At 65.1% G+C, this 20,244-nt stretch carries 21 protein-coding genes; 11 read left to right on the forward strand and 10 right to left on the reverse strand.

Annotated elements, in window-relative coordinates:
• Positions 1–101 precede the first annotated feature (101 nt).
• A complete protein-coding gene (locus IVB19_RS26505) occupies positions 102–929 on the forward strand; it encodes an FAD binding domain-containing protein (protein WP_247297945.1) in 828 nt (275 codons plus the stop codon).
• Positions 926–3,652: a molybdopterin-dependent oxidoreductase gene (locus tag IVB19_RS26510; RefSeq protein WP_247297948.1), complete on the forward strand. Its 2,727-nt coding sequence runs from the start codon at positions 926–928 to the stop codon at positions 3,650–3,652. Before IVB19_RS26505 ends, IVB19_RS26510 begins: the two co-directional genes overlap by 4 nt.
• Here the strand turns inward: IVB19_RS26510 and uraD are convergent.
• From uraD to IVB19_RS26530, 4 genes are all read right to left on the reverse strand, one after another.
• Positions 3,649–4,536, reverse strand: a complete 888-nt coding sequence (gene uraD, locus IVB19_RS26515; RefSeq protein WP_247297950.1) for a 2-oxo-4-hydroxy-4-carboxy-5-ureidoimidazoline decarboxylase — start codon at positions 4,534–4,536, stop codon at positions 3,649–3,651. The two genes, IVB19_RS26510 and uraD, sit on opposite strands and share 4 nt — an antisense overlap.
• 5 nt (positions 4,537–4,541) lie before the next feature.
• Entirely contained in the window at positions 4,542–5,477 is a 936-nt protein-coding gene (puuE, locus tag IVB19_RS26520) for an allantoinase PuuE (RefSeq protein ID WP_247543003.1), read from the reverse strand.
• Complete coding sequence (locus IVB19_RS26525; RefSeq protein WP_007601448.1) at positions 5,478–5,891, reverse strand: DUF3830 family protein; 414 nt, start codon at positions 5,889–5,891, stop codon at positions 5,478–5,480.
• 88 nt (positions 5,892–5,979) lie between these two features.
• Entirely contained in the window at positions 5,980–6,258 is a 279-nt protein-coding gene (locus tag IVB19_RS26530) for a hypothetical protein (RefSeq protein WP_018456703.1), read from the reverse strand.
• A 227-nt stretch (positions 6,259–6,485) separates the two neighbouring features.
• Between IVB19_RS26530 and IVB19_RS26535 the strand changes: the two genes are divergently transcribed.
• On the forward strand, positions 6,486–6,704 hold the full coding sequence (locus IVB19_RS26535; protein ID WP_007612884.1) for a hypothetical protein: 219 nt from the start codon (positions 6,486–6,488) through the stop codon (positions 6,702–6,704).
• Positions 6,705–7,611: 907 nt separating this feature from the next.
• Here IVB19_RS26535 and IVB19_RS26540 read toward each other — a convergent pair.
• Positions 7,612–8,001 carry a hypothetical protein gene (locus IVB19_RS26540; protein ID WP_247295092.1) on the reverse strand — a complete coding sequence of 130 codons (390 nt, stop codon included), beginning with the start codon at positions 7,999–8,001 and terminating at the stop codon, positions 7,612–7,614.
• Between the two features lie 286 nt (positions 8,002–8,287).
• Between IVB19_RS26540 and IVB19_RS26545 the strand changes: the two genes are divergently transcribed.
• Entirely contained in the window at positions 8,288–8,545 is a 258-nt protein-coding gene (locus IVB19_RS26545; RefSeq protein WP_247404786.1) for a DUF2798 domain-containing protein, read from the forward strand.
• A 50-nt stretch (positions 8,546–8,595) separates the two neighbouring features.
• Here IVB19_RS26545 and IVB19_RS26550 read toward each other — a convergent pair whose 3' ends face one another.
• The 3 genes from IVB19_RS26550 to IVB19_RS26560 form a co-directional block, all read right to left on the reverse strand.
• Entirely contained in the window at positions 8,596–10,383 is a 1,788-nt protein-coding gene (locus tag IVB19_RS26550; RefSeq protein ID WP_085361046.1) for a chloride channel protein, read from the reverse strand.
• Between the two features lie 12 nt (positions 10,384–10,395).
• Positions 10,396–11,049, reverse strand: a complete 654-nt coding sequence (locus tag IVB19_RS26555) for a class II aldolase/adducin family protein (RefSeq protein ID WP_247453680.1) — start codon at positions 11,047–11,049, stop codon at positions 10,396–10,398.
• Positions 11,050–11,208: 159 nt separating this feature from the next.
• A complete protein-coding gene (locus IVB19_RS26560; protein WP_018460263.1) occupies positions 11,209–11,835 on the reverse strand; it encodes a MarC family protein in 627 nt (208 codons plus the stop codon).
• 286 nt (positions 11,836–12,121) lie between these two features.
• Here IVB19_RS26560 and IVB19_RS26565 point away from each other — a divergent pair, with 286 nt between their 5' ends.
• The 7 genes from IVB19_RS26565 (at position 12,122) to IVB19_RS26595 (ending at position 18,222) form a co-directional block, all read left to right on the forward strand.
• On the forward strand, positions 12,122–12,940 hold the full coding sequence (locus IVB19_RS26565; RefSeq protein ID WP_018460264.1) for a gamma-glutamyl-gamma-aminobutyrate hydrolase family protein: 819 nt from the start codon (positions 12,122–12,124) through the stop codon (positions 12,938–12,940).
• Positions 12,941–12,943: 3 nt separating this feature from the next.
• Positions 12,944–14,131 carry a carboxylate-amine ligase gene (locus IVB19_RS26570; RefSeq protein WP_018460265.1) on the forward strand — a complete coding sequence of 396 codons (1,188 nt, stop codon included), beginning with the start codon at positions 12,944–12,946 and terminating at the stop codon, positions 14,129–14,131.
• A 92-nt stretch (positions 14,132–14,223) separates the two neighbouring features.
• Positions 14,224–14,430 (forward strand): hypothetical protein, encoded by a 207-nt coding sequence (locus tag IVB19_RS26575; RefSeq protein WP_026233987.1) that lies wholly within the window; start codon positions 14,224–14,226, stop codon positions 14,428–14,430.
• 112 nt (positions 14,431–14,542) lie between these two features.
• A complete protein-coding gene (locus IVB19_RS26580) occupies positions 14,543–15,109 on the forward strand; it encodes a YciE/YciF ferroxidase family protein (RefSeq protein ID WP_018460267.1) in 567 nt (188 codons plus the stop codon).
• Between the two features lie 154 nt (positions 15,110–15,263).
• Positions 15,264–15,647, forward strand: a complete 384-nt coding sequence (locus tag IVB19_RS26585; protein ID WP_007601432.1) for an Hsp20/alpha crystallin family protein — start codon at positions 15,264–15,266, stop codon at positions 15,645–15,647.
• 8 nt (positions 15,648–15,655) lie between these two features.
• Entirely contained in the window at positions 15,656–18,061 is a 2,406-nt protein-coding gene (gene lon / locus IVB19_RS26590) for an endopeptidase La (RefSeq protein WP_247335373.1), read from the forward strand.
• Positions 18,062–18,066: 5 nt separating this feature from the next.
• Positions 18,067–18,222: a hypothetical protein gene (locus tag IVB19_RS26595; RefSeq protein ID WP_247295101.1), complete on the forward strand. Its 156-nt coding sequence runs from the start codon at positions 18,067–18,069 to the stop codon at positions 18,220–18,222.
• 70 nt (positions 18,223–18,292) lie between these two features.
• Here the strand turns inward: IVB19_RS26595 and IVB19_RS26600 are convergent, their stop codons facing one another.
• Positions 18,293–18,595, reverse strand: a complete 303-nt coding sequence (locus IVB19_RS26600) for an HU family DNA-binding protein (RefSeq protein WP_007601427.1) — start codon at positions 18,593–18,595, stop codon at positions 18,293–18,295.
• Positions 18,596–18,952: 357 nt separating this feature from the next.
• Positions 18,953–20,185: an acetyl-CoA C-acetyltransferase gene (locus tag IVB19_RS26605; RefSeq protein ID WP_247335377.1), complete on the reverse strand. Its 1,233-nt coding sequence runs from the start codon at positions 20,183–20,185 to the stop codon at positions 18,953–18,955.
• Between the last annotated feature and the right edge of the window lie 59 nt (positions 20,186–20,244).

Here is a 20,244-nt window from a genome sequence, read left to right on the forward strand (position 1 = left end):
ACCTGATTGCGCTTTTGCTGCGACTTGTTGTTGCGACTTGGCGCTCGTCTTGCAAGACTTTCTCCCGGCTCGATTCACTCGTTGGAAGCGTTGGCGTCGCCATGGACTTGAATACCATCACAGCGGTCGCCCATCCGCAAACGCGGGCGCAGCTGCCCGTTTGGACGCCAGGTGATGCTTGGCTCGCGGGCGGCACCTGGCTGTTCTCGGAGCCGCAGGTTCACCTGACTCGGCTCATCGATCTCACCGATCTCGAATGGCCGGCGCTGACGGTCACCGAGAGCCATTTCAGCATCGCGGCCACCTGCACCGTCGCGCAGCTCGATGGATTCGCCTGCCCACCCGACTGGTTCGCAGCACCGCTGATCAACCAGTGCTGCCGCGCCTTCCTTGCTTCGTTCAAGATATGGAAGACGGCGACGGTCGGCGGCAATCTCTGCATGTCGCTGCCGGCGGGACCGATGATCTCGCTCACCGCGGCGCTGGACGGCGTCTGCACCATCTGGAAGGCCGGCGGCGGCGAACAGATGATGCCCGTCGTCGACTTCGTCACCGGCAACCAGCGCAACCTTCTGGCGCCGGGCGACCTACTCCGGCAGATCGATATTCCGATCGCCGCGCTGAAGCGTCGTACGGCCTTCCGCCAGATCTCGCTGGCGCCGGTCGGCCGCTCGGCGGCGCTGGTGATCGGCAGTCTGGATGCCGATGGCACGCTGACGCTCACGGTCACCGCGTCGACGGTGCGGCCGATCCGGTTGTCCTTTCGCGAGGCTCGCGACGCGAAAGCGCTTCGTGAGGCCATCGCGCAGCAGATCACGGACGATCTGTACCACACCGACATCCATGGCAAGCCGCTCTGGCGCAAGCACATGACATTGCGGCTTGCCGAAGAGATCCGCGACGAACTCCTCGGAGCACCGTCGTCATGAGCTTCGAGGTCAATGGCACGACGTTTCCGCAGGAGCCACGCGCCGGCCAGTGCCTGCGCACGTTCCTGCGCGAGCTCGGCCATTTCGGCGTGAAGAAGGGCTGCGACGCCGGCGATTGCGGCGCCTGCACGGTGCTGCTCGACGGCGAGCCGGTGCATAGCTGCCTGATCCCGGCCTTCCGCGCCGAAGGTCGTGCCGTCACCACGATCGAAGGTCTGGGCGGAGACGGCGGCGCGCACCCGATGCAGCAGGCTTTCCTCGATGCGCAGGGCTTTCAATGCGGCTTCTGCACCGCCGGCATGATCCTGACCTGCGCCTCGCTGAACCAGGCGCAGCGCACCGATCTCGGCGTCGCGCTGAAGAGCAATATCTGCCGCTGCACCGGGTATCGTTCGATCGAGGATGCGTTGCTCGGCAAGACCAACATCGAGGAGAGCGTCGAGGCCGGCGCCGCATTCGGCCGCAGCCTGCCGGCGCCGGCTGGCCGCGATATCGTGCGCGGCAAGGCCCGCTACACGTTCGACACGCAGATCGACGGCCTGCTGCATATCAAGCTGCTCCGTTCGCCGCATGCCCACGCGAGGATCGTCGCAATCGACAAGTCGGAAGCGCTGAGCGTTCCCGGCGTGCAGGCGGTGCTGACGCATGAGGATGCGCCAACCACTCTGATGTCGACAGCGCGGCATGAGAAGGACTGGATGGATCCCGAGGACACTCGTGTCCTCGATGAAATCGTCCGCTTCATCGGCCAGAAGGTCGCCGCCGTCGTCGCAGACAGCGAAGCCGCCGCCGAGGATGCTTGCCGCCGGCTGAAGGTCGACTACGAAGTCCTCCCCGCGCTGATCGACCCTGAAATAGTAATGGCGCCCGGCGCACCCATCATTCATCCCGACCGCACCACCGCGAACCGCGTCGCCGACGCCCAGCGCAACCTCGCCGCGGAGACGCATGGCGAATTCGGTGACGTCGGGGCTGCGCTTGCGACATCCGCCGTCACCTTCGAGGGCACCTTCCATAGTCACCGTGTGCAGCATGCCGCTTTGGAAACCCACGGCGGCCTCGCCTGGCTCGACGCTTCCGGCGTGCTCAATGTCCGCACCTCGACGCAGGTGCCGTTCCTGACCAGGCGCGCGCTGTCTGATATCTTCGAGCTTCCCATGGACAAGGTCCGCGTGTTCTGCGAGCGCGTCGGCGGCGGCTTTGGCGGCAAGCAGGAGATGTTCGTCGAGGACATTCTGGCGCTCGCCGCGCTCAAGACCGGGCGGCCGGTGAAGCTGGAGCTCACGCGCGAGGAGCAGTTCATCGCAACCTCGACGCGGCATCCGATGCGGGTCCACGTCAAGGCCGGTGCCGACGCGGACGGCAAGCTCACCGCGCTCCAGCTCGACGTGCTCTCCAACACCGGCGCCTACGGCAATCATGCCGGCCCGGTGATGTTCCACTCGCTGGCGGAATCCATCAGCGTCTACAATTGCCGGAACAAGCGGGTCGACGGCCACGCGGTCTACACCAATACAGTGCCGGCAGGCGCGTTTCGCGGTTATGGCTTGCCGCAAACACTGATCGCGGTCGAGGCCGCGATCGACGAACTGGCCAAGCAGCTTGGCATCAGCCCTTACGAGATGCGGCGGCGCAACGTCGTCAAGCCCGGCGACCCCATGCTGTCGCCACCGCCATCGGAATTTCACGACGTGCTCTACGGCTCCTACGGGCTCGACCAGTGCCTCGACCTCGTCGAGCGCGCGATGCAGGCTGATGGCCCGCAGCCGGACCTGTCGCCGGAGTGGCTGATCGGCGACGGCGTCGCGCTGACCATGATCGACACGGTGCCCCCGGCGGGCCATCTCGCGGATGCGACGGTCGCGCTCAACGAGGACGGCGGCTTCGACCTCACCGTCGGCACCGCCGAATTCGGCAACGGCACCAGCACCGTGCACCGGCAGATCGCGGCGACGACGCTTGCGACCACCGTCGACCGGATCCGCCTGCGCCAGTCCGACACCGCCCATGGCGGCCACGACACCGGCGCCTATGGCAGCGCCGGCATGTTCGTCGCCGGCAAGGCGACGCATGCCGCAGCCATGCAGCTCGCAACCGAGCTGAAGGCGGCCGCCGCCGGCGCATGGCTCTGCGACGTCGGCAGCTGCACGCTCGAGAGCGAGGCCGTCGTCAGTGGCGTACGGCGCATGTCCTTTGTCGAGTTGGCAAAGCTCGCGCGCGAGCGCGGACAGCCGTTCGCAGGCGCCGGCAATTCCGGCGGCACGCCGCGTTCGGTCGGCTTCAACGTGCAGGGCTTTCGCGTCGCCGTGAACAAGGGCACCGGCGAGCTCCGGATTCTCAGGAGCGTGCATGCGGCGGACGCCGGCGTCGTCGCCAATCCCATGCAATGCCGCGGCCAGGTCGAAGGCGGTGTCGCCCAGGCGCTTGGTGCCGCGCTCTACGAGGAGATGGTGATCGACGCGGACGGCCGCGTCGCCAACCCCAAATTCCGCGACTATCACCTGCCCTCTTTCGCCGATGTCCCCCGCACCGAGGTCCTCTTCGCCGAGACCTCCGACACGATCGGCCCGCTGGGGGCGAAGTCGATGAGCGAGAGTCCGTACAATCCGGTCGCCGCCGCGCTCGGCAACGCGATCGCGGACGCCACCGGCATCCGCTTCACGGCGCCGCCCTTCAAGCCGGACCGGCTGTTTCCGGCGCTGCACGACAAGTTCGGCAATTAACTGCCGCGATAGGTCGAATAGCTCCAGGGCGTGACGAGCAGCGGCACGTGATAGTGGCTTTCCGGCTCGCTGATCGCAAAGCGTAGCGGGATCTCGTCGAGGAACGGCGGGTCGGTGAGCTGCACGTTGCGCTGGGCGTAATATTTGGCGACGCTAAACCGGAGCTCGTAGCGGCCGATCGGCAGCGGCCGGCCCCCGATCAGCGGCTGGTCGGTGCGGCCGTCCGCATTGGTCACCGCGCGCGCTATCACGCGGCTCTCGCCGAGATTCGCGAGCTCGACCAGCTCGACCGGAATGCCCGGCGCGGGTTTGCCGGCGTGGTTGTCCAGCACATGGGTCGAGAGCCGGCCGTGGACCTTGAGCTTGTCATCGGCTTCGACGAGTTGATCAAGCCGCAACGCCGAGATACGGCCGATCTCCTCGATCGCACGTCGCGTCTCGGTCTTGGCGATATTGCGCAATCGCGTCTCGAAATCGCGCAGCACGGAATCCCTGGTGTGACGGCGCACGCAGACGATATAGGGGATGTCGAACTTGTCGCGATAGGCATTGTTGACGCGCTCGAACGCCGCGTATTCGGCCTCCGACAGCCGGTCGAGGCCGGCGCTGTTCTGCTCGTCGGTCGATTCCGCGGTGAGCCCCGCCGCGCGCTGGGTCTTGTTGGCGAGGTCCGGATGCGCCCGGATCAACGCCAATTGCACCTCGGGTTCGGCACTCTGGATCGCCGCCATCAGCGCGGCGTGCAACTGGTTGATGCCGGCGAACGGTCGCTTCGCGGCCAGTTGACCGGCGATCCACGGCGAATATTCAACGACGTTGGCGAGCGCGGCAACGAAATCGGCTTCATCGGCGGCATTGAGATCAGACAGCGATATCTGCGACATCGTCCTCACCCGATCTCGAATGCGTCGGCCGCAAGGTGCGCGAGCTTGTCGTGCCAATGCTGGGCGATCTGCAATCGCGTCGGCACCCAGACGCGCTCGTGCTTGCCGATGTAGTCGAGGAAGCGGATCAGCCCCGCCGCGCGGCCGGGGCGACCGGCGAGACGACAGTGCAGGCCGACCGACATCATCTTCGGCGCGCTCTCGCCTTCGGCATAGAGCACGTCGAAGGCATCCTTCAGATAGGTGAAGAACTGCTCGCCTTCGGCAAAGCCTTGCGGATTGATGAAGCGCATGTCGTTGGCGTCGAGCGTATAGGGAATGACGAGCTGCTTACCGCTGGCGCCCTTGACCCAATAGGGCAGATCGTCGGCGTAGGAATCGCAGAGATAGAGGAAGCCGCCCTCCTCCATCAACAGACGGTTGGTGTTGATCGAGGAGCGTCCGGTGTACCAGCCGAGCGGCCGCGAGCCGGTCGCCGCAGTGTGGACGCGGATCGCTTCCGCGATCTCCGCGCGCTCCTGCGCCTCGGTCATGTCCTTGTGCTCGATCCACTTCAGGCTGTGGCTGGCGATGTCCCAGCCCGCTTCCTTCATGGCAGCTACGATTTCCGGATTGCGCTTCAGCGCTGTGGCGACGCCGAACACGGTAGTCGGCCACTTCCGCTCGCTGAACATCCGCCAGAGCCGCCAGAAGCCGGCGCGCGAGCCATACTCGAACATCGATTCGATGTTGGCGTGGCGCTGGCCGGGCCAAGGCTGTGCGCCGAGCACGTCGGACAGAAACGCTTCCGAGGCCGGGTCGCCATGCAGGATGTTGTTTTCGCCGCCCTCCTCGAAATTGACGACGAACTGCACCGCGACCCTCGCGTTGCCGGGCCATTGCGGGTGCGGCGGGTTGCGGCCGTAACCGCGGAGATCGCGCGGGTAGCGGGCATCAGTCACTCAGACTTCCTCGAAGCGGATCGGCAGCGCGCCCTTCCACAACACGCTCTTGCCGAGCGTCGCCAGATTCTCCAGGCCAGAGGTCAGCGTGATGAAATGGTTGCCGGCGAGTTGGCCCATCTTGCTCGCGAAGTGCACGCCGCCATAGGCCATCAGGATCTCGGTCTCGCTGATGCCGCCGGGATAGAGGATGATCTGGCCGGGCGCGGGATAACTGGTATGGTTCTCGTAACCGACACCGAAGTCCAAGTCGCCGAGCGGCATCCACACCCCCTCGCCGCTCCAGCGCACGTGGATGATGTGGCTTTCGAACGGCAGCGCCTTGCGGAACGCGGCGACAGTCTTGGGCGCCGCTTGCTCCTCGAAACGGGCATCGAAGGTGAAGTCGCCGGCGCGGATAACGAGTTTGGTCATCTCATCTCTCTGGATCGGGGCGGTGGCCCCACGGGGAATTTTCAGGCAAAGAGCACTCCGTCGGGCTTCGCGCAAGGGGCGCGGCCCGTTACCTGCGGTCGTAGGACCAGCCGAAAACGCCACTCCGCCGCGTCTCGGGCTCCGGCTCGGCGGCGGGCTGCGGCGCCTCCCTCAGTTCCGCCTGCGGCGACGGAGGCGGCACAGGCAAATTCTCGCATTTCATGGAGTAGACCAGCTTGCCGTCCGCGGTCCGCCCGATCGGCGCGCAGGGGTCCGGATGCGCCGCCGATGTTTTTGGGGTCAGCTTGACCTGCGCCACGGCCGGCGAGGCGATCAGCAGAAGGACCAGCAGATATTTCGACATCATTGTCGCCTGAAAACCAGATTTGGCCCATTGAACCGGATTGGAGCAGGCAAGTCCACCGGTGCCACCGGTCGCCATTGCCGAATATTTAGCCGAGGCTAGAAAATTGGCTCGCCCCAATGTGATGTCGCGAGCGGTGATATCGGCCGGGCGCGTCGCCATGTCAGCCGCGACGGCGACACACAAAACACACATCTCACAGCCGGGCGTCGTCACGGGAGAAAGAAACAATGCAAAAGACTTTCATCATTCTCGGCGCGACGCTGATTGCCGCCGCCACCATCCAGACTGCCGCGGCGAACGACCGCCGTCATGTCCGCAAGGCGCAGCCCCATCCCATCACCCAGTCGGTGCGCGACTCCAACGCCGCGCTCTGGCCGTCGCAGCCGACCGGGCCCGACTGGTCCCGCTATTCCAACGGCGCGATGTCTGCACCAGCGGGACGGTGATGCCGGAAGCCTAGCGCGATCAGCGAAACTGCCTCCACGTCGTCATTGCGAGGAGCTCTTGCGACGAAGCATCCAGACATTTTCCACGGATGCATTTCTGAATTGCTTCGCTGCGCTCGCAATGACGGAGTATGAGGCGGCAGCGCCAGTCCAATCGCAGACACGCCTTCGCGTTCTCGCGGCTGATTTCGCCCGAGCTTTGCTTCGTCGCTCGACCCTCTTGTCCAAGAGGGCGCAGGGAAGGCCGGGTGCCGGCTGGCACCCGCGGTCCGCTGCGCGAAAATGTAGCGCAAGGAAACCGCACAGCAGCATACAGGTGTAGCCAATCAATCGGCCTTCCCTGCGCGATGGTTGGACGGCTTATGCCGTGCTCTCCCGGGAGCCGAGTTCGTTCTGGCCTCCCTCGTCCTCGCAGAAGTCGCCGACAGCGCGCCGGTTGACGCGACTGCCGCATCCGCAAGAGCTTGACCGTAGCAACGACGGCCAGGACCACACGGTTTTGCCGTACGCACGGCCCGCCATTTCGCCACCGGTTTCGACGGATTTGTGCACGTTGCCGCCGACCTGATGACGAGACGAACCTAGCAGCGCCGCTCGTCGGAACGAAGCCTTGGGCTCACGGAGAGCAATCCGCCCTGCCCTTGGCCTCTCGCACCCGAACGCTGCCGCGTCCACCGCAAGCCCGGCTCGCGAACATGACGACCACAAGATCGCCCCTCAAGGATGAGCCGGGATGGACGACACATACGCTAAAACCGAATTTCGGTAAAGTGGAATATTTTTTCTGGAGGGGATTGACGCGCCCGCGACACAGGTCGCGCAATGAGACGCCTCGCGCAGAAGCAACAAGGGGCGGTGCAAAACACCGCCCCTTGGCGCGAAACGAGACTGCGGCGAGGACAGGCGCCTAATAAGGCTGATAATAGCCACGCGGACCATAGTAGGGACCGCCGCCGTAATATCCCTGGCCGCCGTAGTAAGGACCCGGGCCGTAATTATAGCGGTCCTCGTAGTACTCCTGGCGCCTGCTCTCTGCGATCGCGCCGCCGATCAGACCTGCCGCCGCGCCCATGAAGGCGAGGCCTGCAGCGTTCGGGCCTCGACGATAATAGCGATGGCGGCGAGCCGCGCTGAAATCGGTGGCAGCCGGAGCGGCCGGGCCCGCGGCAGCGGCCTTGGCGGGCGCGGGCGAGTTGGCAGCCGAAGGGGTGATCGGGGCCGTCATCAGAACAAGACTTGCGAAAGCTGCCAGCCCAACGTTGCGGCCGGCTGCAGAAATCATCGGTCCCTTATTCATCTTGACCTTCCTGTTCTCGCTCAAAGCGACATAATCAAACACCACTTAACGGGCAAACCACTGAAATGGTTTCGTGATCGCGGCAATCTGCCACGCGTTGAACGATTGTAAATCGAACGTCCAGATCCAGCTTGAACCATCCAACATGAGCGGATAATGAACAGGCGCACCGTTTTTCGGTCGCCGTAAGCGTTTTACGTGAACCAACGCATCAACCGACGCCGTCGGGATCGATGCCGTTCTTGGGTTCACCGTGACTGACGCGTCTTATTCCAAGAGAAACCAGATGATTGCGGTTCGCAAACTGCCGGCGCGCTATGCGTCGATCGTGATGCCATTTGTGCTGTCCATCCTCATGACGGCCGTGGTGTCGGTCATTTCCACCCTTCGAAGCCTCGGCGCAACGCCGGCGTTCCTCGCGACCTGGCCGGGCGCCTGGGCGCTGTCATGGCTCGTCGCCTTTCCGACGCTGCTGATGGTGCTGCCGCTGGTCCGCCGGATCGTGGCGAGCGTCGTCGCTGCTCCCTCGCAGCCAGGCCGATAGCAGGCGCGGACGGCGGCGCATGACGCACGCCGTCCCGCTTCCGCGTGACCTTACGACAGCGCGCCGAGTACGCCGCGCGTCGCCTTGTCGATCTCCTCGACATAGCGGCGGCGGGCGAAGGTCTCGGTAAGGAAGCCGACCACCTTGCGGCTGTCGGTGGAATCGACCACCGCCAGCATCTCGGCCTCCGCCTCGTCGAACACCGCCATCGCCGACTTCACGTTCATTTCCGGGATCAGCACGATCTCGGTCAGCCGCGCGAGCTCGATCACCTGGATTTCGTCGGCGATGGTGTCGAGGTCGCCCGAGAACAGGTCGGGCAGCAGGACAAGCCCGACATATTCGTCCGCATTGTTGACGATGACGATCCCGGGCCGCGAGCCCAGCGCGAATTCGCGGCGGACCGCGGCGATCGTCGTGGTCGACGGCACCTTGCCAACATCTGAGCGCATCAGCCGCTCGACGGTGAGGTTGCGCAGCCAGCCGACGTCGTTGGCGCTGCGGATGGTCTCGCCGCGCAGATGCAGGCGCCAGGTCGAGAAGGAGTGCCCGAACATGAAGCGGACGCAGATCGAGGTGACGATGCAGCCGGCGAGCACTACGGCGGTAACGTCGACGTTGCGGGTCATCTCGAGCACGAGGAACGACATGGTCAAGGGACCGCCGACGATGGCGACGCCCAGCGTCGCCATGCCCGTCAGCATCGCGACCAGCGGATCGATCACGAAGTTCGGGCTGATCAAGAGCAGCACCGCGGAGAAGAACTTTCCGATCAGGCTGCCCACGAACAGCGAGGCAAAGAACAGGCCGCCGCGGAAGCCGGAGGCGAGCGAGATCAGGCAGGCCGTCACCTTCAAGGCGATGATCAGCGCGATCAGGCCGATCGTCATGTCGTGAAAGAGATCGAGCACCATTGCGCCGTGGCCGGCCGCCAACACCTGCGGCGTGACAATCGCAAAGCCGCCGACGATGAGGCCGCCGATCACCGGACGCAGCCAGACCGGCAGCCATTTGAACAGGCGCTCGAACATCGAGGACGAGCGCATCACGGCGATGCCGACACCGCTGGTGACGAGCGCGAGACCGATCAGCGCCAGATATTGCTCGACGCCGACGGCGCTGACCTTGGGTATTTCGAGCGAGTATGGCGCGCCGCCGAGCCATTGCGCGGTCAGGGCGCCCGCGAGCGAGGCGGCGAGGATCGGCGCCGCGCTGCCGACCGAGTAGACGCCGACGATCAGCTCGCAGGCGTAGAAGGCGCCCGTGATCGGTGCACCGAAGGCCGCCGCGATCGCCGCAGCGGCACCGCAGCCGACGATCAGGCGCAGATCGTTGCGGCGCAGATTGAAGAACTTGCCGAGCAACGAGGCGATACCCGAGCCGATCTGGGTATAGCCGGCCTCGAGGCCGACGGAGGCGCCGCAGCCGTTCGAGATCAGCGTCTGGCTGGACACCACCACGCTGTCGCGCATCGACAGATTGCCGCCGCGCAGCGCGTTCGCCTCGATCGGATCGACCGCGCTGGAGAGCTTCAGCCGTCGCCGCCACCACTCCATGATACCAAGCACCAACCCGCCCAGCGCGGGCGCGATCAGCGCGGCCCAGGGACTGACGCTGGTATTGGCGGACAGGCGGACGTCGATGGGAATGCCGTAGATCACCATGTGGGCAATCTGCGCAATCTCGGCCATCAGCGTCACGATGGCGCCGGCGAGCGTGCCGATCACCAGCGCCAGCGGGATCAGATAGAATTCGTTGCTGCGCAGCAGCGCCCGCAGCCGAACCATGATGCGGTTCGTCCCCTTGCGGTCGGCGAGATGTCTGATCCGCAGGAACACGTTCTGTCCGCCCTACTCTTCCGACCTGCCGTAACCGGACATGCGCTGGCGGACCCGCTCGATCTCGGCGCTCGACAGCAGCGGCGGCTCTCCGATCTGGAGACAGCCGTGATATTGCCGCGCCAGCGTCTCGACCTCGACGGCGAGCCACATCGCCTTGTCCAGCGACTTGCCGATCGCGATCATGCCGTGATGGTCGAGCAGGCAGGCAAGCCGGCCCTCCAGCGCCCGCACGGCATGTTCGGACAGCTCCGCCGTTCCGAAGGTGGCATAGGGCGCGCAACGGATGCTGTCGCCGCCGGCGGCTGCGATCATGTAGTGCACGGGCGGGATCTCCAGGCCCATGATCGCCAGGACGGTGCAATAGGTCGGATGGGCGTGGACGACGGCGTCGACGTCTGGCCGGGCCTTCAGGATGTCGAGGTGGAAGCGCCACTCGCTGGACGGCTTCTGATCGGGCGCGTGCGATCCGTCCATCGTCATGAACACGATCTGGTCCGGCGTCATGGCGTCGTAGGGCACGCTGGTCGGGGTGACCAGAAGCCCGTCCACATGCCGGACGCTGATATTGCCCGAGGTGCCCTGGTTGATGCCGAGCGCATTCATGCGGCGGCAGGCGCCGATGATGGCCTGTCTCTTGTCGAGCTCGTCCGCTGTCATCGACATCTCGATTTCCTGACGGTGGGCGCCTGTCAGACGGGGAGTACGTCAAAGCAATGTGGCAGCGCAAGAGAAAGCGGACCGGGTCGCGCACGATCCCGTCAGCTGCCTCATGGCATCATGGAATAAACATGAAAATCAAACTATTAACAGATTGTCGCAGCTCTAGGGCAGGCCCGCCCGGACGGCCGCGATTCCGTTGATCACGAACTGCACCGAATAGGCCGCGAGCAACATGCCGAGCACGCGCGACAGCACCGCATTTCCGGTACGCCCGAGGGTGCGGGCAATCAGGCTCGCCGAGACAAAGCAGAGCATGCAGAGCAGGCACACGGCGAGCACGACCGCGATGATGATCGCGAGCCTCGGCCCGTAGCCTGCATCGCCGGTCAGGAGCAGCGTGGTCGCGATCGCGCCGGGACCGGCCATCATCGGGATGGCCAGCGGGAAGACCGCGACGTCGGAGGCATGCTCGGAGGTTGCCTTGTCGGCCTCGCGGGCCTCGCGATGCGGACGGTCGCCGAATATCATCTGGTAGGACACGCCGAACAGCAGCAGCCCGCCGGCGATCTGGAACGCGGGGATGCCGATCCCGAGCTGGCGCAGCAACCAGTTTCCGATCGTGGCGATCACCACCAGGATCGACGCCGCAATCAGCGGCGCGCGCAGCGCGATCGTGCGTTTGGTCTTGTCGGGCATTCCTCCGGTCGCGGCGAGGAAGGCGGGCACGAGACCAACGGGATCGACCACCAGCAGCAGCGTCACGAAGGCGGACAGGGAGAAATCGATCATGGCGCCTCTTCCGATCCGACGGCCCAAGCACGTCGCAATAACAAAAGTTAGTTCAGCGTGTGCTCAAAAACATCAAGCAGCTCAATCGCGAAGCAACCATTCTGCAGGATTGCCGTTGCCCTCGGCATCGACACACCAATAGAAGCAGCCCAGACAATTGCACGAGCCCCATTCCAGAATTGATCCGCACGATCCCATTTCCTGCAGCCGCTGGGCGCTTCGATTAGGGACAAACGTCAGAGAACTCCAGGCCGCCATTCACCAATTCGGCGGCGCCGCGGACGCAGTGGCGTACGGTCTTCAGCAGTGGCGGCTCACCGCATCCCGTGGCCAGTGGCAAGCCCGCAGCGGCGCGCCACAGGTCGGCATCCTCTCGGATTCCATGGTTGCGCGCGGCGAACAGCTGGCCTCGGTCGCCTTGATCTGCGTCAACGCCGTCGGCCTCGTCGCGGGCGCCGTGCCGCGGGTCCTGCCCGCGGCACCGGAAGCAGATGTCGATGCGTATCTCGACCGCCTCGACGGCCTCTTCATCGGCGGGGGGCAGACCAACGTCCATCCCTCCCGTTACGGACAAACGGCCGACGAAGCGCGCGATGGTCCATTTGATGAATTCCGCGACGAGGTCGCACTACGCCTGATTCCGCGCGCGCTGGCGCGCGGCATTCCCGCTCTGTTCGTCTGCCGTGGAATCCAGGAGCTCAACGTCGCGTTTGGGGGCACGCTCGCGAAAGAGCCGGACGATCTGCCCGAGGATCGACGCCACGGCACGCCCGAGGCGGACAATGAGGATGCCCGCTATCGGCTGCGGCAAAAAGTAACGCTGCGCAAAGGCGGCGTGTTGCAGCAGATCTGCGGCACAGACGCCATCTCGGTGAATTCTCTGCACAGCTGCCTGATCGCCGATCTCGCACCGGGGCTTGTGGCGGAGGCCGTGGCCGAGGACGGCTCGGTCGAGGCCGTCAGCGTCGAAGGCGCGAGCGCTTTTGCGCTCGGCACGATCTTTCATCCGGATTATTGGGCGAGCTCCGACCACGCGTCGGCCCGCATTCTCTCTGCCTTCGGAGACGCGGTTCGTCAGCATGCGAAGGCGCAAGGGGCAGCGTAGGTCATGCACCGTTACCGCTTCGGCATTGAGGAGGAATATTTTCTGGTCAACCGCCAATCGGCGGCACCGAAGTCTGAGCTGCCCAAGCCCTATATGGCAGCCGCCCAGAAACGCCTTGGGGAGCGGCTGACCACCGAGATCCTACAATCGCAGATCGAAGTGGCGACGCCGCCATTGGCGACTTCAGCCGATGCCGTCACTGAGCTTGCACACTACCGCGCGGTCCTGGCCGAGGTCGGCAAGGAGCACGGGGTCGGCATCGTCGCGGCGGGGACGCATCCGTTGGCTCAACCCCAGCAGCAGCGCATGACGCGCAAGCGCCGCTACAGCAAGGTCATCAGCGACCTCGGGATGGTTGGCCTGGGCAATCCGATCAGCGGGCTGCACGTTCACGTCGAGGTGCCCGAGCCAGACCACCGGGTCGAGATCATGCACCGCCTCGTGCCATTCCTGCCGCTGCTGCTGGCGCTGTCGACCTCGTCGCCGTTCTGGTGCGGCTACCCCACGGGACTGCTCGGCTACCGCAATGCCGCAAACGACGCCCTGCCCCGGACCGGCTTTCCCGAAATGTTTCGCAACCTCGCGGAATACGAGACCTATGTGAAGACCCTGGTCGATGCAGGCATCGTCCCTAATGCCACCTATGTGTGGTGGGCGCTCCGGCCTTCGCTCCAACATCCCACCCTGGAGCTGCGCATCACCGATTGCTGCACGGCAATTGCCGACTCGGTGGCGATCGCGGCGCTGTTTCGCGCGCTGGTCAGGCACGCCGTGCACCATCCGGATCTTAACGCCACCCATTCGGCCGTGCACCGCGCGCTGATCGAGGAGAACCGCTGGCGTGCCCAGCGCTACGGAACCGACGGGACGTATATCGACCTGGTGTCGTTCGAGCCGGTCTCGTTCAGGACCTGGCTTGAGACGGTGATCGCCATGCTGGCGCCCGACATCGCGCATCTTCGCATCGAGGACGATATCCAGCATCTCAAGACCATCCCCAAGCGCGGCACCTCGGCCCATCTTCAGCTGGAATATTTCCGGGGCTTGAGGAAATTCGGCCGATCGCCGCGGGAGGCGATCGGCGATGTGACGAAATGGCTGCGGACCTCGACCGAGGCCGGGGACTTCACCGCACGTGCGGGCGAGCCGAGAGGGAGTTCGGTGCGGCAGCCTGTCGCCAATCCGGTGTGAGGCGCCGCATGCGACGAGGGCTGGTTGAGGAACGACCTTCCGCCATCCGACTTAGCTGACCATGACCGCAAGGGACATGGTGGAGATCATCTATGAGCGACAGCGGTGTTAGCATGTTGCTGGGCCACGCCTCGACCCAGATGCTTTGGCTCTGGTTCATCGGCGCGTTCGTGCTTGGCGGCGCCCTCGTCTACGGAGTGATGAAGGCCGGTCACCTCCGTCGCAGCGAGCGGGCCCGTCTCGACCGCGCGACGGAAGAGCGGCAGCGCCAGGAAGACCCGTACAAGCGTCCGACCTGAGCGACGCGCCGAGTGCAGCTTGCCGTTTGGAACTTTCGTTCACCGAAAGGCTTGGATCGCCTGAGGATTGAGGAAGGCGATGCCTTCCCGTGTCGCCTCAAGAGGAGGATTTATGGCCAAAAAAGCGAAGAAGCGCACAACCAAGAAATCGTCGACGGGCCGCGCCCGTCAGGCGCCGAAGATGTTGAGCGACCTATTCCTGGAGACGCTCAAGGACATCTATTTCGCCGAGAACAAGATCATCAAGACCCTGCCCAAGATGGCCAAGGCCGCCAACTCGAAGGAGCTCGCGGCGGCTTTCAACAAGCATCTGCGCGAGACCCAGGGCCAGGTCAAACGTCTGGAGCAGATCTTCAAGATGCTGGGCAAGCCGGCCCGCGGCAAGCCTTGCGAAGCGATCAACGGCATCACCGACGAAGGCGCCGAGATCATGAAGGAGTTCAAGAACGCTCCTGCGCTCGACGCAGGCCTGCTCGCAGCCGCGCAGGCGGTTGAGCATTACGAAATCTCCCGCTACGGCACGCTGCGCACCTGGGCCGAGGAGCTCGGCATGCAGGACGCGGCAAAGCTGCTGCAGGCGACGCTGGACGAGGAAGAGGCGACAGATCACGCCCTGACCGAGCTCGCCACCTCCGTGATCAACCTCGAGGCGGAAGAGGAATACCGCCAGGCGGCCTGAGGCACACATAGGGTGACGACGGAACGCCGCGGCCCGGAAGGCCGCGGCGCTTGTTTTCGGATCGCACGATCCGCATGGCACCTGCGCGCAGCCGGGCTGGAATTCTCGGGAACCGGCCCCATATTCAGCGTTCCTCACCCGCCGAGCCCGCATCATGCAACCCAAAAATCCCCTCGACTGGATGCTGTCCGAAGCCTTGGACTCGCTGACCCGCGCCGAACGGCTGCGCCAGCAGTTCGGCCGGCAGGAAGCCTGCTGGGAGCCGCCGATCGACGTGCTCGAAACCGAGCATGAGCTCCTGATCCTGGTCGCGCTTCCCGGCGTCAATCCCGACAATGTCGAGACTGTCATCCATGACGGCGTGCTCGTCATCTCCGGCCAGCGCACCCTTCCGCCAGAGCTTCGCAACGCCCGCATCCACCGGCTCGAACTGCCGCAGGGGCGTTTTGAGCGCCGCATTGCATTGCCCGTTGGCCGTTACGCCATCAGCCGCTTCGTGATGGACGGCTGCGTCGCGCTGCGCCTCGCCAAATCCTGAGGTCGATCATGACCACCGAACCAATGAATACCGCACCGACCAATCCCCAGAGCAACTCCGACGTGAAGATTCCCGAAGACGCGCTGATCATCATTCCCGTGCGCGAAATGGTGCTGTTCCCCGGCGCCATCGCGCCGATCGCGATCGCGCGGCCGAAGTCGGTCGCCGCCGCGCAACAGGCGCTGCGCGAGCAGCGACCGGTCGGCATCGTCCTGCAACGCAGCCCCGAGACCGAGGAGCCCGGACCGGACGACCTCTATCGGGTCGCGACCATCGCCAACATCGTGCGCTACATCACCGCGCCCGACGGCACCCATCACATCGTCTGCCAGGGCGTGCAGCGCGCGCGCATCCTCGACTTCCTGCCGGGGACGCCGTTCCCGGCCGCGCGGATCCAGCAGATTCCGGAGCCGACCACCAGCACGCCCGAGATCGAGGCCCGCGGGCTGAACCTGCAGCGCCAGGCCATCGAGGCGATCGAGCTGCTGCCGCAGGCGCCGCCCGAACTGGTCGCGATGTTCCAGGGCACCACGGCGCCCGGCGCGCTGGCGGACCTGGCGACCTCGTTCATGGACATCAAGCCGCAGGACAAGCAGGAGGTGCTGGAGACCATCGACCTCGCTCTGCGTGTCGAGAAGGTGTCGAAGCATCTGGCCGAACGGCTGGAGGTGCTGCGCATCAGCAACGAGATCGGCCAGCAGACCCGCGCCAGCTTCGACGAGCGGCAGCGCGAAGCGATCCTGCGCGAGCAGATGGCGACCATTCAGCGCCAGCTCGGCGAAGGCGACGGCAAGGCGGCCGAGGTGGCCGAGCTGACCGCTGCCATCGCCAAGGCCAACATGCCGCCCGAGGCCGATGCACATGCGAAGAAGGAGCTGCGCCGCTACGAGCGCATGCCGGAGGCCGCCGGCGAGGCCGGCATGGTCCGCACTTACCTGGACTGGCTGATCGAGCTGCCGTGGGCACTGCCCGCGGAGAAGCCGATCGACATCAAGGAAGCGCGCCGCATCCTCGACGCCGATCACTTTGGCCTGGAGAAGATCAAGAGCCGGATCATCGAATATCTGGCGGTGCGCAAGCTGGCGCCGCAGGGCAAGGCGCCGATCCTGTGCTTCGTCGGACCGCCCGGCGTCGGCAAGACCTCGCTCGGCCAGTCCATCGCACGCGCGATGGACCGTCCCTTCGTGCGCGTCAGCCTCGGCGGCGTGCATGACGAGGCCGAGATCCGCGGCCACCGGCGCACCTATATCGGCGCGCTGCCTGGCAACATCATCCAGGGCATCAAGAAGGCCGGCGCCCGGAACTGCGTCATGATGCTGGACGAGATCGACAAGATGGGCCGCGGCGTGCAGGGCGATCCTTCCGCCGCGATGCTGGAGGTGCTCGACCCCGAGCAGAACGGGACGTTCCGGGACAATTACCTGGGCGTGCCCTTCGACCTGTCGCGCGTGGTGTTCATCGCGACCGCCAATATGCTGGACCAGATCCCGGGTCCGTTGCTGGACCGCATGGAGCTGATCAGCCTCGCCGGCTACACCGAGGATGAGAAGCTGGAGATCGCCAAGCGCTATCTGGTGCGCCGGCAGCTCGAGGCCAACGGCTTGACCGCCGAGCAGGCCGAGATCGAGCCGGAGGCGCTGAAGCTGGTGGTCAAGGGCTACACCCGCGAAGCCGGCGTGCGTAACCTCGAGCGGGAGATCGGAAAGCTGTTCCGCCATGCTGCCGTGCAGGTCGCCGAGGGCACGGCTGCCAAGATCGTCGTGACGCCAAAGGACATCGGCACTGTGCTCGGCCAGCCGCGCTTCGAAGGCGAGATCGCGCAGCGCACCAGCATTCCAGGCGTGGCCACTGGCCTGGCCTGGACGCCGGTCGGCGGCGACATCCTGTTCATCGAGGCCTCGCGGGTATCAGGCCGCGGCGGCATGATCCTGACCGGCCAGCTCGGCGAGGTCATGCGCGAGAGCGTGCAGGCTGCGATGACGCTGGTGAAGAGCAAGGCCACGCAGCTCGGCATCGATCCGCAGCTGTTCGAAAAGAGCGACATCCACGTTCACGTGCCGGCAGGCGCGACCCCGAAGGACGGACCGAGCGCGGGCGTTGCGATGTTCACGGCGCTGACGTCCCTGCTCACCAATCGCACGGTGCGCAGCGACACCGCCATGACCGGCGAGATCTCGCTGCGCGGCCTGGTGCTGCCGGTCGGTGGCATCAAGGAGAAGGTGGTGGCAGCCGCGGCCGCGGGCCTGAAGCGGGTGATGCTGCCAGCGCGCAACAAGCGAGATTACGACGATATCCCGCAGAGCGCGCGGGACAACCTCGAATTCATCTGGCTGGAGCGCGTCGACGAAGCCATCGCCGCGGCGCTCGAGCCGGCCGAGGCCAAAATCGAGGCCAAGGTCGAAGCGGCGGAGTGAATGCGATGAAGAAACTGCTGGAAAAAGCGAAGCAATCGCGAAAGACGCAGCGGTTGCGCCAGTTGCTCGATCGCGCCATAGACGGGGTTCGCGATGCGCTGGCGGCATCCGGACCGCGGCTTCAGCCGATCCCGGTCCGCGCGAAGCGCCGCAAGGGTTGAGCCCTCCGTCTCAAGTCCTCGCGACAGCCCCGAACAAAAGGCCCCCTCGCTCGAGGGGGCCTTTGCGTTGTTAGCCCACGGCGTCCTTGGCGGCCTTGACCGGGCGGGCGCGGACGATCTTCCGGGCCGGCTTGGCCTTGAACATCATCTCTTCGCCCGTGAACGGGTTGGTGCCCTTGCGCGCCTTGGTGGCGGGCTTCTTGATGACCACGAACTTGGCGAAGCCCGGCACCAGGAACAGGCCGTTCTTCTTGAGCTCCTTGTGACCGACGTCGGTCAGCGTCTCCATGACGCTCTTGACGTCACGCTTGGAAAGCTCGGTGGTGGTCGCGATCTTTTCGATCAGCTGCGATTTCGACATTTGGGTGGCCATCGTGTCTCCTCTGATTCGTTGACGGCTGCATATTAGACCAACCGGTGAAGGCCTATAGCCTTCTGCACAGTTTTGTCGGGGTTTTACGGGCTTTTTTGGCCCTCTGTGGCAAAAAACCCTGCTTTTTAGCCACTTCCGGAGCGGGAGAAGCCTCAGGCAGCGGATTTTACCTTGTTTCAAAGGCCCGCACGCAGCCTTGCTAAAGCTGATTCGATGCTTTCGACAAGCGATGACCGGCCTCTTTGTCGGAGTCCGGTCGCGATTCACCCTGGAAAATAAGCCTAGATCGTCGTGATGTGGCGATCGCGGGTACTTTCTCTCCCTTATTTCTAGGGAGCGCGACGAGCTTCGCTCGCGCTAGATACGTTCGATGATGACGGCCGGGGCCATGCCACCGGCCGCGCACATGGTGACGAGACCGCGCTTCAAGTCGCGCCGTTCAAGCTCGTCGAGCAGGGTGCCGATCAGGATCGAGCCGGTGGCGCCGATGGGATGGCCGAGCGCGATCGAGCCGCCGTTGACGTTGACCTTGGCGCGGTCGAGCTTGAGGTCGCGGATGTATTTTTCCGCAACCACGGCAAAGGCCTCGTTGATCTCGAACAGGTCGATGTCGTCGATGGTCAGCCCCGCCTTCGCCAACACCTTGCGCGTCGCCGGCACCGGCGCGTTCAGCATCAGCGTCGGCGAGTCCCCCATATTCGCCATCGCGACGACGCGGGCGCGCGGCTTCAGGCCGTGCGCCCTGGCGTAAGCGGGCGAAGCCAGAAGGATCGCGGCGGCGCCGTCGACGACGCCGGACGAGTTGCCGGCGTGGTGCATGAAGTCGATCTCGAGGTCGGGGTATTTCTGCAGGATCAGGCCGCGATAGGTCGTGCCCCTGTCGTCGAGCGCATGGTCGGCGACTGCGGGGAATGCGGGCTTCAAAGCGCTCAGCCCTTCCATCGTGGTCTGCGGCCGCGGATATTCTTCATGGTCGAGCGCGAGGCTGCCGTCCTCGCGATGCACCGGCACGAGGCTCTTCTTGAAGTGGCCGTTCGCGATCGCATGCGCGGCACGCTTCTGACTTTCGAGGCCGAGCGCGTCGACGTCCCTTCGCGTGATGCCTTCCAGCGTCGCGATCGCGTCGGCGCAGACGCCCTGATGCGACTGCGGATGCCGCGCTCGCAGGCGCAGATTGCCGTTGTCCATCATCATCGGACCGCCGCCGCGGCGTCCTTCCATCGACATCATCTCGCAGCCGCCGGCGACGACGAGGTCCTCCGTGCCCGACATGATCGAGCTTGCGGCCATGTTGACGGCGGTGATGCCGGAGCCGCAGAAGCGGTCGAGCGTTACGGCACTCGCGCGCACGTCGTAGCCGGCGTCCAGCGCCGACATGCGGCCGAGATCGCCGCCTTGCGTTGCGACCTGCGCGCTGCAGCCCCAGATGACGTCGTCGACGTCGGCGGTGTCGATGCCGGTGCGCGTCGCGAGCGCGCGCAGCACGGTTGCTCCCAGCTGCTGCGGATGAATGCCCGAGAGCGCCCCCTTGCCGGCCTTGCCAACGCCCCGCGGGGTCCGGCAGGCATCGATGATGAGTGCGTCGATCATTGGCATTATCCTCTTGTTGAACGGTTGGAAGCGTTTTGAATCAGCGGGCGAAGGGAGTC

Origin of the sequence: Bradyrhizobium sp. 187, from assembly GCF_023101005.1 — a bacterium.
Taxonomy (GTDB): Bacteria; Pseudomonadota; Alphaproteobacteria; order Rhizobiales; family Xanthobacteraceae; genus Bradyrhizobium; species Bradyrhizobium canariense_D.